Source organism: Enterococcus avium (assembly GCF_002891025.1).
GTDB lineage: Bacteria > Bacillota > Bacilli > Lactobacillales > Enterococcaceae > Enterococcus_A > Enterococcus_A avium.
Genome location: NZ_NBSL01000002.1, coordinates 1 through 15,705 on the forward strand (window position 1 = coordinate 1; position 15,705 = coordinate 15,705).

Below are 15,705 nucleotides of genomic sequence, written 5' to 3' on the forward strand. Positions count from 1 at the left end.
TAACAAATGAGAAAGGAAAAGTGATCACGTATCCAACGATTAAGAACATGGATGAGAAGGATGAATGGCTAATTGAAAAGAACTATTCAGCTTCCATGGAAGGACAACTCGTTTTTGAGTTACCGAAATCAACAAAGAAACTCAATTTAGATGTTCAACTAGACGAGCAGACTCTTTCTAACGGAAAAGACGCGAAGATACAGGAAAACATTCTTGATATTAAAGAATCCTTTGTTCTTAAAGCGCAGGATACAAAAGAAGAAACAAAAACTTCTGAGAGTAAAGCAGCGGTCAAAACAAGTTCAGAAGATTTTATCGGTCCGCCTGAACCAGAAGAAGTTGTGCCAGTACCAGCAACGGCAGTTCCAAACAATGGGTTGCTTCGGATGGACCCACCGAAATATACCAATAAAGCACCAGTGTATACGTCGAATAACGGCACCTATCCTACTTGCTATTGGACGCCGACCGGACAGTCAAACGTTCGCAATCATCAAGGTGGTTATGAGAAAGAATCTGGTTGGGATGGAGTAACGAGTTGGGATGTCTCTTCAGATGACTATACGAAATCGTATATCAAATATGGAGAAAATAAATCAAAACCTAATATTGAATTGCGAAAATATGCGAGTGAGACATCTAAAGAAGATGAATTTAATGTTCGTCTAAATGTCCGAGGCAGAACAATTCCAAAACCTGGGGTAGATGTTTGTTTTGTGTTGGATAATTCAGCTTCAATGATTCAATCGCAAGGAAATATTGGCGGGATGACGAGAAAAACATTAGCGGTCAACTCGTTACAAAAATTGATCGATAAGTTCAAAGCGGCAAACCCAGATACTGACAGCCTTCGTATTGGTGGAGTAATTTACTCTTCGCCTGATTATTCAGGAAACCAAATTGTTCCTATGTCTGCCAACTCGACAGGCTGGCAAAACGTAGTTGATAGGTATAAAAGTATTGCTTCAGATGGAAATACCTTCACACAAAAAGCATTAATGGATGCGCAAACGATGCTGAATAATGCAAATGGAACCAATCGGCGAAAGGTTATTTTTCTTTTGACTGACGGTGCACCAAATATGAGTGAAGTACCGCTATCAGGGCATTCAGATTCAAGTATCTATTACGATAAGTTGCGAATTGATTCAAACCATCCTAGTCCACCTCCAATTTATGATGGGTCTCTGACCTATAGTGGACGTTATTGGGGACTTCCAGAAAGAGAGCCTAATGGTGAAAGATATTTTACGGTATATAAACCTTCGGGAATCGCGGTAGGAACTACGGGACAAAGGATTTATAGTCATTTAACGCCTGCCAATTCGACTGCAGCGGATATTAAGGATCAAGGAATGGAGATTAATTCCATCGCTATCAATATCCAAAAAAACTTTACAGTAGAACGGCATTCAAGGGATGAATTGGTCACTGGTTTGTATCGTATGGCTTCCAAAAAGGCGAACGCTGCTGGAGATTCACAGGCTGATTACCAATTTTATCATGCTAGTACAACAGGTGATTTTGACATTTCTTTTGATGATTGGTTTAACTCAGTCATTCAAACAGTAGATAAAGGCGTTATTGAAGATCCAATCGGAGATATGTTTGAGCTAGTAGGAAAACCTACTGTTAAGGAAATCAAAAAAAGCGGTGTGCCAGCAATTGAAACAAGTAAACTGCCGAACGATCCGGTTGTGACAAACAATACGATCAAAGTGGATAATATCAATCTTTATGGTCAGCAAGAAGTTCAATTGGATTACAAGCTTCGGTTAAAAACAGACGCTGTGAATTATGAAGGCGACACATGGTATCAAACGAACGGAAGGACGACATTAACACCAACGCCTGAACGAACGACGGATAAGCTAGATTTTGGCGTACCGTCAGTTAAGGGTAAGGCGAATAAGTTCGAAATTCCAGTTGAGAAGAAATGGTCAGATTCGCATATGAACACAGAAAATTATTGGGGACTTCGCGCAAATAGTGTCAGAGTTGTTTTACAAAGAAAAAGTGGCAGTTCATGGGTAGACGTTGAAACGAAGACGTTGAATGCGGCAAATAATTGGAAAACATCATTTTCGGCGGATGGCGGCAGCACTATCTATAGGGTCGTTGAGCCTGAGAGGACAACGGGATATGCCAAGCCGGATTCCAATGTGAATGAATTTACCGCGAAAACATTACCGAGCAAAGGAGTTCAAATTACCAATAAGTTGCTGAAGGGGGCAACGGTCTTTTGTAAGTATATGGAAGACGGGAAGACACCATTTACGTCAGATTTGCCGCGATTTACCATAAGGCGTAAATCGGATGGCAAAGTATTGGTGAGCAACCTTGAGCCGAATGCTAGAGGTCAAGTACTCATCACAGACATTCCACTTGGTGATTTTGTTGTAGAAGAGACCTATGTGCCTCAAGGCTATGACAAGATGACTGATATCGATGTGAAGGCAGTCGAAAATTCTGCAGGAACAGACCTTAATATTACTGTAAACAGTAAGACCTCATTGCATGAGGTGACCAATAAACGAACGAAAGACCTGGAGATTCCAGTTGAGAAGGTTTGGTCGGATAGTCATCGGGGGACAGAAAACTATTGGGGACTTCGGACAAATTATGTGCGAGTCACATTGCAAAAGAGAACAGGAAGTACGTGGGAGGATGTCGAATCCTTGACGTTGACACCGATCGACAATTGGAAAGGGGTATTCCAAAATGTTGAGGGCGGAAACACCGTCTATCGAGTGGTTGAGGAAGCCCGAACAATTGGGTATGCCAAGCCAACCTACAATTACGGAACGAGCTTCACTGCTGCAACGAAACCAAAAGAGGGTATCAAACTCACGAACAAATTATTGACCGGCAAGGCGGTCATCTGTAAATACATGGATGATGGCAAGACACCGTTTGGTAAGGACAAACCCAAATTCACTGTCACTCGCAGATCTGACGGCAAAGTATTAGCGACAGACCTCGAGCCAGATAATAATGGGCAAGTCACGATCGAGAATATTCCGATGGGGGACTTCATCATTGAAGAATCCTATGTACCAGCAGGATATGAAAAAATGGCAAACATCGATCTTAAAGCAGTGGAAAACGCTGCGGGAACGGTTTTGAATATTACATTGAATGGCAAAACTTCTCCATACAAAGTGACGAATAAATTGGCTGATTTCAAGCTGAAGATCAAGAAAGTCGATCAAGACGGAAATGAACTTCGCGGAGCGAGCTTCCGACTGATCGGAACGAGTTATGATCAAACGGAAACAGGGGGACCATACTTCGAATTTAGTGGATTGCGACCTGGTGAATACAGTTTATCTGAAACGGTCGTTCCAAACGGCTATCAAGGAATGAGCGGCACTGTTCGAATCAGTATTTCGCGTGAAGGTGTTGTAAGTATTCAATCCAATCCGAATGTCAGTGGATCAGGCGGAGTCGGCAATCCGAATCTTATTCAATTGACTGTCACAAACAGGAAGCGCGGAGCGGGTCCGCTGCCTAGTACAGGCGGATCGGGGACAGCGATGTTCTTTAAAGTAGCACTTGGAGTTATCTCTACAGCAGGAGGACTGCTTGGCAGCCTTTACTGGCTTCACACGAAGAGGAGGGGATCGTAATGAAAAAAATGATTCTTCTCTTGGGACTTATTCTGGGAATTTGTAACATGGGGGTTACTGCTTTTGCAGAGGAAAGTCTAGTGGAAGTACTGATCAAGACCAGGCCGGAAACCGGTAATGTATATACAGGGATCGAGCAAATCGACATGGATGTTTATGATTTGACCGAATGGCGCCAAAAACGCGCCAGCAACGAAAAGGCCGATAAGGAATATATCATGGACACCTATCCGACCCAAGAACGATTAGCAACATTTGTCCAAACTGAGCAATTGAAGAAGATCAATCAGGCGCCGTACTCAGTGGATGCCAAGGGGGAAATCTCACTGAGCCTGCCGCGGCAGCAGAATAATCAAGATGCCGCCTATCTGATCCTTTCTTCAGGCGAAACAGGCAACTATCATATGGTTCCGATCATTATTTATTTGCCGCAGAGAATGACGAATACGTTGGCGGAAGCGGATAAGCTGGAGATTACATGTAAATATCGTGAAATTCCAGTGACACCGCCAACATCTGAACCACCACCGTCAACAACGACGACTACTACAACTAAATCGACAGAACCGCCGATAACAGATAGCTCAGGACCAAGGAAAGACTTACCAAAAACGATTGGAACACCAAGTGGAGGGGAGGGACCAAGTTACTCAGGAAAGGAGCTTCCGTCTACAAACGAGTTGATACGTAATTATTGTTTTCTAGGGTTGTTGTTGATGATTGTTGGTTTAGTTGGATTGAACAAAAATAAGGGGGAAAAAAATTATGAAAAATAAGAAGAAATGGGTTGCACTGTTAACGACATTGCTATGCTTAATTCCTTTACTAGCAGGGGTGCTAGGCGGAGGAGATAGCGCATACGCAGCAGATTCAGTAGATGTGACTATTCACAAGAAAAAAATGGATGAGTTTCCAAATAGCAGTATCGAAAATACTGGGGAAGAAATGAATGAATTCAATCGTTATGAAGGTTTACCAGGAATTACCTTCACAGCGTGGGATATTTCAGAAGATTTCTATGCAGAATTACGTTCACGTCTGACCGGGAATGAAACAGACGCTGAATACAATACAATTGCTAAAGAAGTAATGAATAACTTTGAATTAAATAATGCACCAAATGCAACTAGAGTTGGTACTGATCAAACAACTGATCAAGATGGGAATGCAAATTTCACTAACTTACCAACAAAAAACGCTGACGGAACATACAAAGTATACTTCTTTGAAGAGCATGCTTCACAAGGCGTTGAAATCGGTTCGTACAAATTGATTATGATGCTACCAATGAAAGGCAGCAACGGACAAGATTTAACAAAAATCCATTTGTATCCTAAGAACAAAGTAGAAGGCGAAGACCCTGAGAAAGAATTAGTGGATGATAACGGCGATCCATTACCACCACGTCCAGCAGGTGCTTACGACTTTGAAGTTGGACAACAAATTCATTACCGTGCAAGCTTTGTGATTCCTAGCCAAATCGGTGATCTGGTTAACGGAGCACCTCGTTATACGAAATTAGAATTCAAAGATGCGGTTGACCAAACAGGTGTGAAATTCGAAGGAATTGATCAAATCGTGATTGGTGGTACGGCAGTTACCCCAGCGACTTTCTTAGCGAATGCAACAGCTGACTATTATAATACAGCGGCACCGTTCACTGGCTATGCTGGATTTAATATTGCAATGAACTTGACAGGTGCTGCGGGACCTGCAACAGCGCAATACTTAAGTCAATATGCTGGACAAAGAATTGAATTTTACTACACTGTTTCATTCACAGATGAAACACCCGTCGACTTGGACATCAATAACGAATTTACTGTAACAATGAATCATGATGGTGGACAAGATGATGTGAAAACAAATGATCCAATTGATCCAATCATCACTGGCGGTAAAAAATTCTTCAAACATGAAGATGGCGAAACAAAAGGATTAGCTGGTGCGGAATTCGTTGTTATCAGAGAAGTAAATGGCGTAGAACAATACCTAACAGTTGGTACAGATTCTAAAACTTGGACGCCAGTTGGACCAAATGAAGACTACGCAAACGCAACAAAATTCATTTCTGATGCAGATGGACGCTTTGAAGTAACTGGTTTAGCATACGGTGATTACATGCTTCGAGAAATCAAAGCGCCAAATGGGTTCCAAAAATTAACCGACGATGTTGATTTCGAAATCGACAAAGATTCTTACAACAACGCAACAGCATTACCAATTGCCAATAGCTCTAAAGGCGGCACGTTACCATCAACTGGTGGAATGGGTATCATTGCCTTTATCGTAATTGGTCTTGGTTTGATGGCAGCAGCAATCGTTCGCTACCGTCGTGTACGTTTTGAAGTTTAATTGATAGAAAAGAATGAGCAGAAGGTGTCTAAGACCTTCTGCTCATTTTTTTGATTGTAGTACGTTAACCACGCCGAACAAGTAAGTACTAGAAAATCCAGAAGTCTAATTGACAACTGGATTTTCCTAGTAGGTTTATGCATTTAATGTTGACGAAGAAACGTTTAATTTCCATTGTAATTTCCATCTTTGCTGAACAAATAATAAATCAACATTCCTAAACCAATTAGGGCAATGATGCTTCCTATAATTGGGACCCATTTGGCATATTCACCTGCTAACATAAGTATCGCACCACCAACAAACATAAAGCCAGCTGCTAATAAATTTATCATTTAATCAACCTCCATTCTGGTTGTTTATTTATATAGGAATAAATAATCATCGTTTAATATGTCTTTGAAAGGCTAACTGTAGGTAATTTATTTTTATTTTACATTGGTCAATTATCCAGAGCAAAAATTTTGCACCAAAGGGGAATATGAGGGTTCGAATTAGTGACCTACTGATTAAAAGTTCAGCTAACTCAGCCTATCGAATAGAAAAAGAAATATGAGAAGGCGGAACCTTCGAAATATCGGTACACGCTTGTATAGATTTTTAAAACTGCCGAGGGTAAAAAGCATGACTGGACGCTGGGTGAAATAAAAAAGATTCCAAAAGGTTTGGAAAGTGATACAGCGGATGCGCTGATCATAGAGAAAAACGGATAAATATGTTTCAGGCGCTTGAAAAAAATCCAGGGTATATTTGCGTTTTGCGTCAATTTGATGCAAATCTAGGATTTGAGAATTAAATTGAATTATCTGAAATAAATTAGTTTAGACTCGATTCCAAGTATTTACAAAAATTTCAGCGTCAAGCTCTGATTCGAGAATATCCTCATTTTATAAATGATAAAATACCTTTCTTTTTAAATTTCAGTAATATAGAAAATTACATTATGTAAGCAACTTCGAACGGTATTATATCAGTCGTGAACAGCAAGAAAGACTTACTGGGCAATTGCAAAAAAAAGACAGCCTACTAAAGAGACTGTCTAGAACATTGATCCAGCGATTTGTATTCGCCAGACAGTGAAATACTATCAAAGTTGAATAAAAACGCAACCGCAAACGGTATTGAAAAAGACGCGAATGGTAATAACGGGTGGTTTCGCTAAAAAAAGACTGCCGGGCATGAATCGGCAGTCTCGGAGCTAAGGGGGAAGCTAATTTGTCAATTAGTTACCTAGCTCACGCACATACTTTGTCTATTACTAGACGAACACATTGTATCAAGTAGCTGGGTTCAAAAACAAACGCGAACGGTAGATAAAAAGAAATAAGTTAAAAATAATCATGTAGCGTCATTGTTCGGTTGATAAATTGAGAAGATGTAAGATTATCTGATTATAGAATTAGTTGAAAAAGTGTGGATGTAGTAAAAGAGATTAATTAGGAGGGCTATTTCTGCAAAAAAATAAGCATCTACCGTGAGCCACAGCAGATGCTTTCAGTACGAACAGTAATTGTCCATTAGAGGATTACACTCCTTATGCGATTTTTGCTAATTCTTGTACTGCATTTTCAATTGTCGTACCGGTCGCAAATTTGTTTTCGTCTTTTTTGTCGAAAACAATAAATAGATTTAAGTTGGTATCTAAAGTTACGCGGTATTCCAATTTGTTGTTAGTGAATGTCATAAAGCATTCTCCTTTCTCAATTAGTGACGAAAGGCAACTAAAACGTTCATAACGAAATTCCATGAGTTATCATACCACGATTTGAAGATTTTTGCTAATTAGTAGATTTTGGTAGTTAACACATTAAAAAAAAGTTAAAACTTATCAGCTAAATTCTTCTGTTTTTATAGGCAGCTTGGATAACAATTCGAATAATACATAAAGAATAGCCAAATTCCACGAGTGCTGTACTTTTTGAGTTAGTACAGCAGATAAAAAAATGGATCTGTTAGTAATAGGAAACTTTTCATAGAGACAAAAGCGTTTATTTTCTTACTAGCATTCTGGCTTAGTGGAGGAATTAAAAGTGTGGTTAGTTAACTAGGTTACTTTAGAGCAACAGATATTCCTAATTTTTTGAATTATAATATCAATTACTATGGCTGTAGAAAATCCTTGAATAAATCTTAGTACTGAGTTATCTAAAATAAGACCAAGAAAATATAGGGAAAGGGTTATGATTATCGAAAATAATAAAGCAACATCGTCCTTTTTAAACAAAAATACACATCCTTTTTCTTTTTAGTTCATCAAATGAAGAATTTTAGAAATGATACGGCTCATAAGCGGGCCGTATCATTAAGAGACTTAAATTAAAAATGTGTTATGAAGAGTTTCGCTTAGCAGTAATTCGACATGAAATATAATAAAGAAATATTGCAAACGTGCCTGTTGCTCCAAAAAGAAAATGACAGTTGGATGTATATAAAGAAAGTAGGAAAAAGAACAATAAGATGGTCGCTGTTACAACAATTCCCCGATTTGCTTGCTTTAAGTTCAAAAAAGTCTTCCTAAAATATTATTTGCTTCTAAAAAAGTAAAAATAGGGTATTTACATTATGAACTTTGAAATTTTCCCCAGTATTATTGACCAGCTAAAACTTTTTGTAAGCTACTTTCAATAATTTTGGAATCTGCGGGATTTTCCATCTCTAACTTACTTGCCATGGCATTAGCAGCAGCCGAAGGTGTTTGAACAGATTGTTTCAACTTAGGATCTTCAATCGCCTCTACGTAGTCTTTTTCCTTTTGCCACGCGTCCTTGATTTGTTGGTAATAATTTTCAGAGTTATTTGTTGGTTCTTGATTACTAGAGCTGGAAAGAGAATGAGTTTCAAACGTGCTTTCTTCTGAGTCAAGCACGTTCACGCTCGTATCAAGTGTATTTTCAGAATTACTATCTTTTAAATTAGTTTTAGAAGTAGTTGTCACTTCTGATGCTGTTTGACTAGCATTAGATGACATTGTAGAAGCATTGTCGCTCTTACTTGCTTTAGTAGAACATCCAGCTAATGACAACATAGTAAATAAAGATAAAGTAAAGAGTAATACTGGTTCAAAAAATTTCCTCTTTTGAGAATTAAATTGAAATGAAAAATGCTGGGGGGATATTTCACTATTTGTACGACAACAGACATTACAATATAGCCGTAGTGAAGTAAAAATTTTGATACTGAGAGTTCTAAAACTCATTGAGAAAATAGAAAATGTTTTTGAAAGGGCAAATATATAATTGTTAAATGCGAAAACTGTCATAGATAAATAGATAGAGGTGGGGGATGAACACAATTAATTTAATAAACGGAGGAAATAGCCCGAAAATGGAGTAGATGCATAGAAATAGATGATAAGTCAAAACGATTTTCTAACTTATCATCTATATGAGGATTAAGAAAAGTCTTTTCGATATTGAAGAGACATACTAATTCCGGCAATTATTAAAGCTAAGGCGTATTTAAACATAAAAAATTGATTCCACATGTATGTTTTAGGAAATATGATGTCACAAATTACGATAGTCCAAAGCATGGCAACTGTAGATTTGTAATAAATTTTACGAGAGTACTCATCTTCTTTTCCAATCTTTTTAGTATAAACAAAGTATAAATTTCTAATTATCTTTTTATATTTTCTTAAATGCTCGTAAAGCCTTATTCTATGTGCTTTCGAGTATTTTTACTGTAGGAAGATACTTCACGTTTCTTTGCATATTTCCTCATGTCTTAGCTGTCAGAAGTGGTAAATAAGTAGTAAATTCATTTGTACTACTAAGCAACAAGACGCTCCTGTTGCTTCTCTTTATTCAAGCGTTTCATTTCTGCCATTGCAGAATCGAATGTTGCATGTGCGTAATAGTTCAGCGTCATGGCTATATTAGCATGTCCCATAATGTACTGTAATGCCTTTGGATTCATTCCTGCATTTGCATAGTTGGTACAGAATGTATGTCGCAAACTATGTGGAGTGATGTGTGGCAATTTATCCTCGTTATACTTATTGTATTTCTTAACAAGACCTTTCATCATGCCGTTGTAATCACTTGCCACTTTTGGATAGTTCTTTCTATTAAGAAAGAGGAAATCACTATATCCATCAATCTCAACACGCTTATCATTCTTTCGATTCGCTAACACTCGCTTAAATGCTTGATAGGCTTCTTCAACCATAGGAACTTGACGTTCGCCACTTTTGGTCTTTGGTGTTTCAATGTAGTACCCAATTTCAGTATCTCTCAATAGCTGATGGTCTATATTGACAAGACGATTCTCAAAATCTAAATCTGGAAGTGTCAAACCACCAAACTCTGAAATACGAAGACCTGTTTTTAAGAGTATCAGAATTTCATCATAATTTTTGCTGTAGGTTTTATCAGCTTTTGCAAAGGCTAACAGTTTTTCTTCCTGTTCTTCTGTTAGTACGGTCTTAGGGACAGTATCATCATCAAGAACTGCTTTCAGTTGAAAGTCAAATGGATTCTTCCGAACACAATCATCTTGTATAGCAATATAGAATGAAGCCTTTAAAGAACGTTTGTAGTTATTGATGGTTTGATAAGCATAACCATTTTCACTCATTCTAATAGCCCATTCTTTAGCGTCTGATGGCTTAATACTGTCAATACTTCTTACACCTAACTTGTCTTTCTTCAAAATATCCATAAGATATTTGCGTCCAGTTTCAGTGTTTTTTCTAACCTTTGGTCTTTGAGCGTTCTGTTTTGCGTAAAGCTGGCAGAGTGTCATTTTCTTTCCTACAACATCAATACCATCATGAATGTCTTTCTGTAACTCTGCGATTTTCTCTCTAAGTGAGATACAATCACGCTTTCCTGCTGGTACTCGGTCTGTAGCCACAAGTTTCCACGAGTAAACAAATTGCGGTTCTCCAAATGAATCTATATATTTGTATAAGTATCTTCCGTCTTTTCGTTGGCTCTCTCCAGTCTTTAAGATTCGACCTTTATTGTCACGTCTTTTTTCTGACATGGCATTTGCTCCTTTCCTTTATGGAAAGAGCCTTGATACGACTTAATACTATTTTATCATATACAAGACCCTTTGGCGACGCTAGATTGCGTCCAATGTATCTATAATTTTTTCAAATTGTTTTCGTTTAATCTGAATACGATTGCCATTCATAATCAGCCAATTTGCATTTTTATTTTCCTCTGCCAAGCGTCGTAGCTTGTTTTCGCCAATACGAAAATATTTTGACGCTTCTTCAATGGTTAGGGTATAACGTTCCCAAATAGGAATGTCAGTCTGCTTCATAAAATCCTCCTTTCCAAATCACTTATTTGGATTTCATAAAAGTTGTTTTACCAGCAATCGAACAGCTTTAGCAAAGCTCACGGGAGTTCCACCCCTGCATGGTTCTCATGTAGCCATACTCATTGCCTGCGACGGTTTTATCACGCTCGGACTATTGACTGTATGGGAGTATCATTATCACGATAAGAATGTCGTTGCAGGCAATCCTGCTAAAGATTGCTTCTCGGATCACTAACATGAATCGCTCGCTATCTTTATAAGATAGGTCATGGCGGTTAGTTCCGTTGGCTCTTTTCTTATCGAAACGTATTCGATTACTTTTATTCAGTTTTCAAAGAACAATGGCTCGTTAGCCTATCAAAACACATTGAAAGCTCAATATGCTTTGGTGGAATAACAAACCTCCCTGTTCGGGAAGCGTGGAATGGTTTAGCACGCTTCCACGAAAGGAGAGAGGATATTACTTAATTTCAAATGACAAAATCTTTGTAATCAGTCTGGTTTCCATTCTTCCACGTAAGACTTCATCAACGACCATACTTTGATTGCCATATTCATCTTTCATAAGTCGTAGGGAACGCTTCGTTATGTACCCTCTGTAATGATGTAGAATCTGGTTAATCGCTTCGGTATCGCCATCTGTTGCCTTTACAATGAGAGGAAAGGGAATCATAGGATATTGTGTTTTCATTCTTCAAATTCCTCCATAAACTTTTTAATTAAGGCTAGTCCACTGGTTCTATGCCGATAGACAGTAGAACGGTTCAATTTCAACAGGTCTGCAATTTCTGAATCGCTCATGTCCATAAAGTAAAACAGCAGTAGAATTTCACGTTTCTTGTCTGGCAACTCACGTAATGCTTCACTCAACAAATCATTTTCAACGCCTACTGATAACCCATTGAGTGTAAAAATCTGAAAGTCAGTTGAATAGTTATCTGTTGTCGCAAACTGGCTAACAAGATAATCGCCAACATCCGAAAAGGACACCTCACGCTTTGCAATCCTTGAAAGATAAAGCATATAATTCTTTCGCTCGTCTTCCATAGCACGTTTACAGATATAGTCAAACTGATTTTCTATTGTGGTCTGAAAAGAAGATGGTTTCATGTTTCTCACCCCCTTTCTGTCTAGGAAAGGAAGTGAGCCTTGCTCGTTTATCTCCTTTCACTCTTAGTCCCAATGTGAAAGGGGGATTTGTTGCATTACTGATAAATAAACTTTGTAAAAAAGTTCTGAATAGCCAAAAAAGCATATAAACAGATTTATTTCTCTGTTTACATGCTTCTGTTATTCTATCTATATGATTTATAAAACCACATTGGTGGACGTACTTATCTATTGCAGATAGACGACTTTTTTTGACAAGAACCCAATGTAAGGAAATTTATTGTATATGATGTACTTCATGGCGACGTTGACCTCCAACAAACCGCCATTTGGAAGTAATATACAATATTTTAACAGCGTAAATAGCACTACCATATAACGGTTTTTTTTATTGGCGTTTAGTAGTGCTTTTTATTAAATATAAACCTATAAACCATATAACACGTTTTTCTATACCTGTTTTTAATTCAGTAGGAACAATAAAATGTATAGAGGTGGTCTACTATGCGTAAAAAAGAAGATAAATATGATTTTAGAGCCTTTGGTTTAGCCATTAAAGAAGCTCGATTGAAACGAGGTTTAACTCGTGAACAAGTGGGAGCATTGATTGAAATTGACCCACGGTACTTAACTAATATTGAAAATAAAGGGCAACACCCCAGCATACAAGTTCTTTATGACCTTGTATCGTTACTTCATGTTTCCGTTGATGAATTTTTCTTACCTGCTAATAACTTGGTAAAAAGCACCCGACGATTACAGATAGAGAAATACATGGATAGCTTTACAGACAAAGAACTATCCTTAATGGAATCTTTAGCCAGCGGTATCAACGAAGCAAGAAACATCGAAGACTAATTAAAAGAATCCATACATAACGGAAAGAGCCGATAAAATGAGATTGTATTAATCTCATTTTATCGGCTCTGCGTCTTTGCGTCTGGCTCTGTAATCACAGTTACTTTGAACTGCTTTATTTCAATTAAATTTTCTTGTCTGCATTTCGGACAATAGAGGGGGAATTTTTTTAATTCAGTATCTTCCCTTATCTTTAATCGTGTTTTATTTCCACATACAGGACACAATATCCACTTGTAGTTTATAATAACTATCTCCTCCTTTACACTTTAATTCAAATCTTTATTAAAAAATATTTCATCTTATTTAACAAGAAACCATATTTATATAACAACATAAAATACACTAAGTTATTTTATTGAACATATATCGTACTTTATCTATCCGACTATTTGGACGACGGGGCTGGCAAACAGGTTCACCGGTAGTAACATGGTACCCTTTTAACTCTGTTAAACAAACACTACGTCCATTTGTAAAGAAAGTTAAATCACTACGATATTCTTGAATACACCGAGCAGGGATTTCTCCACTAAGAATGACCTCATTATTTTTCAATTGAGTGTCTACGATGTTCGCACAATATTTAGGAGCATCGTTGTATGCTCGTGAAAGATATTCCTGTGGCGCATAAATTTTAAAACTAAGATATGGCTCTAACAATTCTGTTCCAGCTTTTTTTAAGACTTGTTCCAATACAATAGGAGCAAGCATCCGAAAATCTGCTGGGGTACTAACAGGGCTATAGTATAAGCCATACTTAAAACAGATTTTACAGTCCGTCACATTCCAACCATACAATCCTTGTTCACAACCATAGCGTATCCCTTCCATAACTGCATTTTGAAATGATTGATTTAAGTATCCAAGAGAAACCGAGCTCTCATACTGCATTCCACTTCCCAACGGAAGCGGTGATACAGATAAACCAATGGAAGCCCAGAAAGGATTTGGCGGCACTTCGATGTGAATGGTATATTCTGCATTTTTTAACGGTCTCTCCATATAAATGACTGTAGGCTCTTTTAGTTCTATCTCCACATGATACTTTTCTTGCAACAGTGCACTAATCACTTCCATTTGTACTTTCCCTAAGAAAGAAAGTATAATTTCATGTGTCGTAGAATCCACGTAATATCGTAGAAGCGGATCACTATCTGAGATTTCCAAAAGGGCATCAAGCAACATTTCTCTCTGTTCAGGTTTACTCGGTTCAACAGTTGTTTGTAGTAGAGGGTGCGGATTTTCAATCTTTTTTCTCTGTGGCAATAGTTTTGTATCTCCAAGAACACTATTTAACTTCAAAAACTCATTTTGCAAAATAACAATTTCTCCAGAATAAGCTCTATCAATCTTACATAATTCACCATTTATTGAAGTATACATTTCTGTAACTTTTATTTTTTCTTTTTCTGATACTCTAACCGAATCTCGTAAATGTAGTACTCCACTATAAAGGCGTATATATGCAAGACGTTGTCTTTTTTTTGTATATTCAATTTTGAAAACATTTCCGCAAAGTTCAGACGGACCTCGATGTGTTGATGAATAAAATTTATTAGTAATAACTTCTATAAGGTTATCAATCCCTATATTACTTTTTGCACTTCCATGATAAAGAGGGAACAGAGAACAATTCTGAAATCTTATGCTTTCCTCTTGTTCGAGTTCCAATGCTTCTAATGATTTACCGGACATATATTTCTCTAAAAGGTCATCGTTTCCCTCTATTACCGTATCCCATTGTTCAGATTCGGTAAAGTTCGTCACACACACATTAGGATACAGTTCTACCTTCTGTTTGATTACAATTTCGGCAGAAAGTTTCTCTTTAATATCCTGATAAACCGTTGATAAATCAATTCCATTTTGGTCAATCTTATTGATAAAAAAGATTGTGGGAATCCCCATTTTCCTAAGTGCATGAAATAATATACGAGTTTGTGCTTGTACGCCATCTTTTGCAGAAATCAGTAGAATTGCCCCATCTAAAACTGATAATGAACGATATACTTCTGCTAAGAAATCCATATGTCCTGGCGTGTCTATGATGTTCACCTTCGTATTTTCCCACTGAAAAGAGGTTATTCCTGTCTGAATTGTAATTCCTCTCTGACGTTCTAAAAGCGTATTATCCGTCCTCGTTGTACCTTTGTCCACGCTTCCTAATTCTGTAATCGCTCCACTGTTATATAATAAGCTTTCTGTTAAGGTAGTTTTTCCTGCATCAACATGAGCTAAAACTCCAATATTAATAATTTTCATGTGATTTTCCTCCATTCAAAAGCCCAAAAGGGCATAAAAATCCCAGTGATAAATACTCTTATCACTGGGATTTTTATGCATAACCATAGGCATACAAAGCATACAGATATTCTCCGGATACTTTAGAATCACATGATAAAGGTATTCTTAAACTGGGTACAAAAAACTAAGCCCTCCTAAAAAAGGACATCCAATTATTTGTTCCCACTATCAA

13 protein-coding genes and 1 pseudogene are annotated in these 15,705 nt (G+C 37.6%); 4 read left to right on the top strand and 10 right to left on the bottom strand.

The genetic code is table 11. The features are described from left to right. From AUF14_RS00130 to AUF14_RS00140, 3 genes are all read left to right on the top strand, one after another. Positions 1-3,629 (top strand): VWA domain-containing protein (locus AUF14_RS00130; protein WP_102865850.1); only part of this gene is annotated, 3,629 nt, incomplete at its 5' end. Further along, on the top strand, positions 3,629-4,405 hold the full coding sequence (locus AUF14_RS00135) for a pilin N-terminal domain-containing protein (protein WP_102865851.1): 777 nt from the start codon (positions 3,629-3,631) through the stop codon (positions 4,403-4,405). The genes AUF14_RS00130 and AUF14_RS00135, both read left to right, overlap by 1 nt. Next, complete coding sequence (locus AUF14_RS00140; protein ID WP_049218113.1) at positions 4,395-5,984, top strand: SpaH/EbpB family LPXTG-anchored major pilin; 1,590 nt, start codon at positions 4,395-4,397, stop codon at positions 5,982-5,984. Before AUF14_RS00135 ends, AUF14_RS00140 begins: the two co-directional genes overlap by 11 nt. 164 nt (positions 5,985-6,148) lie before the next feature. Here the strand turns inward: AUF14_RS00140 and AUF14_RS22390 are convergent, their stop codons facing one another. The 7 genes from AUF14_RS22390 to AUF14_RS00175 all read right to left on the bottom strand — a co-directional run bounded on the left by AUF14_RS22390 (position 6,149) and on the right by AUF14_RS00175 (position 12,368). Beyond that, the gene (locus AUF14_RS22390; RefSeq protein ID WP_185937708.1) at positions 6,149-6,319 is read right to left on the bottom strand and encodes a hypothetical protein; all 171 of its coding nucleotides are present in this window, start codon (positions 6,317-6,319) and stop codon (positions 6,149-6,151) included. A 1,199-nt stretch (positions 6,320-7,518) separates the two neighbouring features. Next, complete coding sequence (locus AUF14_RS22395) at positions 7,519-7,668, bottom strand: hypothetical protein (RefSeq protein WP_016181098.1); 150 nt, start codon at positions 7,666-7,668, stop codon at positions 7,519-7,521. Positions 7,669-8,571: 903 nt separating this feature from the next. Then, positions 8,572-9,243 carry a hypothetical protein gene (locus AUF14_RS00145; protein WP_225844235.1) on the bottom strand — a complete coding sequence of 224 codons (672 nt, stop codon included), beginning with the start codon at positions 9,241-9,243 and terminating at the stop codon, positions 8,572-8,574. A gap of 512 nt (positions 9,244-9,755) precedes the next feature. After that, entirely contained in the window at positions 9,756-10,973 is a 1,218-nt protein-coding gene (locus AUF14_RS00155; protein WP_001291561.1) for a tyrosine-type recombinase/integrase, read from the bottom strand. A gap of 81 nt (positions 10,974-11,054) precedes the next feature. Beyond that, positions 11,055-11,258: an excisionase gene (locus AUF14_RS00160; protein ID WP_000814511.1), complete on the bottom strand. Its 204-nt coding sequence runs from the start codon at positions 11,256-11,258 to the stop codon at positions 11,055-11,057. Between the two features lie 460 nt (positions 11,259-11,718). Beyond that, positions 11,719-11,949, bottom strand: a complete 231-nt coding sequence (locus AUF14_RS00170) for a helix-turn-helix domain-containing protein (RefSeq protein ID WP_000857133.1) — start codon at positions 11,947-11,949, stop codon at positions 11,719-11,721. After that, the gene (locus AUF14_RS00175) at positions 11,946-12,368 is read right to left on the bottom strand and encodes a sigma-70 family RNA polymerase sigma factor (protein ID WP_000804885.1); all 423 of its coding nucleotides are present in this window, start codon (positions 12,366-12,368) and stop codon (positions 11,946-11,948) included. The genes AUF14_RS00170 and AUF14_RS00175 overlap by 4 nt, the downstream gene beginning before the upstream one ends. A 504-nt stretch (positions 12,369-12,872) precedes the next feature. On the opposite strand from AUF14_RS00175, the gene AUF14_RS00185 reads away from it, so the two are divergent. After that, on the top strand, positions 12,873-13,226 hold the full coding sequence (locus AUF14_RS00185) for a helix-turn-helix transcriptional regulator (protein ID WP_001227347.1): 354 nt from the start codon (positions 12,873-12,875) through the stop codon (positions 13,224-13,226). A gap of 59 nt (positions 13,227-13,285) precedes the next feature. On the opposite strand, the gene AUF14_RS00190 is transcribed toward AUF14_RS00185, so the two are convergent. The 3 genes and pseudogenes from AUF14_RS00190 to AUF14_RS23255 all read right to left on the bottom strand — a co-directional run. After that, the gene (locus AUF14_RS00190) at positions 13,286-13,471 is read right to left on the bottom strand and encodes a cysteine-rich KTR domain-containing protein (protein WP_011058338.1); all 186 of its coding nucleotides are present in this window, start codon (positions 13,469-13,471) and stop codon (positions 13,286-13,288) included. Between the two features lie 100 nt (positions 13,472-13,571). Then, a complete protein-coding gene (gene tet(M), locus AUF14_RS00195) occupies positions 13,572-15,491 on the bottom strand; it encodes a tetracycline resistance ribosomal protection protein Tet(M) (protein WP_000691749.1) in 1,920 nt (639 codons plus the stop codon). A gap of 15 nt (positions 15,492-15,506) precedes the next feature. Beyond that, positions 15,507-15,554: pseudogene (locus AUF14_RS23255) on the bottom strand (hypothetical protein); the annotation flags it as partial. Positions 15,555-15,705 lie beyond the last annotated feature (151 nt).

Bases quoted from the DNA above. Each gene is read 5' to 3' on its own strand.
- AUF14_RS00135 (WP_102865851.1), top strand. From the start codon at position 3,629: ATGAAAAAAATGATTCTTCTCTTGGGACTTATTCTGGGAATTTGTAAC.
- AUF14_RS00140 (WP_049218113.1), top strand. From the start codon at position 4,395: ATGAAAAATAAGAAGAAATGGGTTGCACTGTTAACGACATTGCTATGC.
- AUF14_RS22390 (WP_185937708.1), bottom strand. From the start codon at position 6,319: ATGATAAATTTATTAGCAGCTGGCTTTATGTTTGTTGGTGGTGCGATA.
- AUF14_RS22395 (WP_016181098.1), bottom strand. From the start codon at position 7,668: ATGACATTCACTAACAACAAATTGGAATACCGCGTAACTTTAGATACC.
- AUF14_RS00145 (WP_225844235.1), bottom strand. From the start codon at position 9,243: ATGACAGTTTTCGCATTTAACAATTATATATTTGCCCTTTCAAAAACA.
- AUF14_RS00155 (WP_001291561.1), bottom strand. From the start codon at position 10,973: ATGTCAGAAAAAAGACGTGACAATAAAGGTCGAATCTTAAAGACTGGA.
- AUF14_RS00160 (WP_000814511.1), bottom strand. From the start codon at position 11,258: ATGAAGCAGACTGACATTCCTATTTGGGAACGTTATACCCTAACCATT.
- AUF14_RS00170 (WP_000857133.1), bottom strand. From the start codon at position 11,949: ATGAAAACACAATATCCTATGATTCCCTTTCCTCTCATTGTAAAGGCA.
- AUF14_RS00175 (WP_000804885.1), bottom strand. From the start codon at position 12,368: ATGAAACCATCTTCTTTTCAGACCACAATAGAAAATCAGTTTGACTAT.
- AUF14_RS00185 (WP_001227347.1), top strand. From the start codon at position 12,873: ATGCGTAAAAAAGAAGATAAATATGATTTTAGAGCCTTTGGTTTAGCC.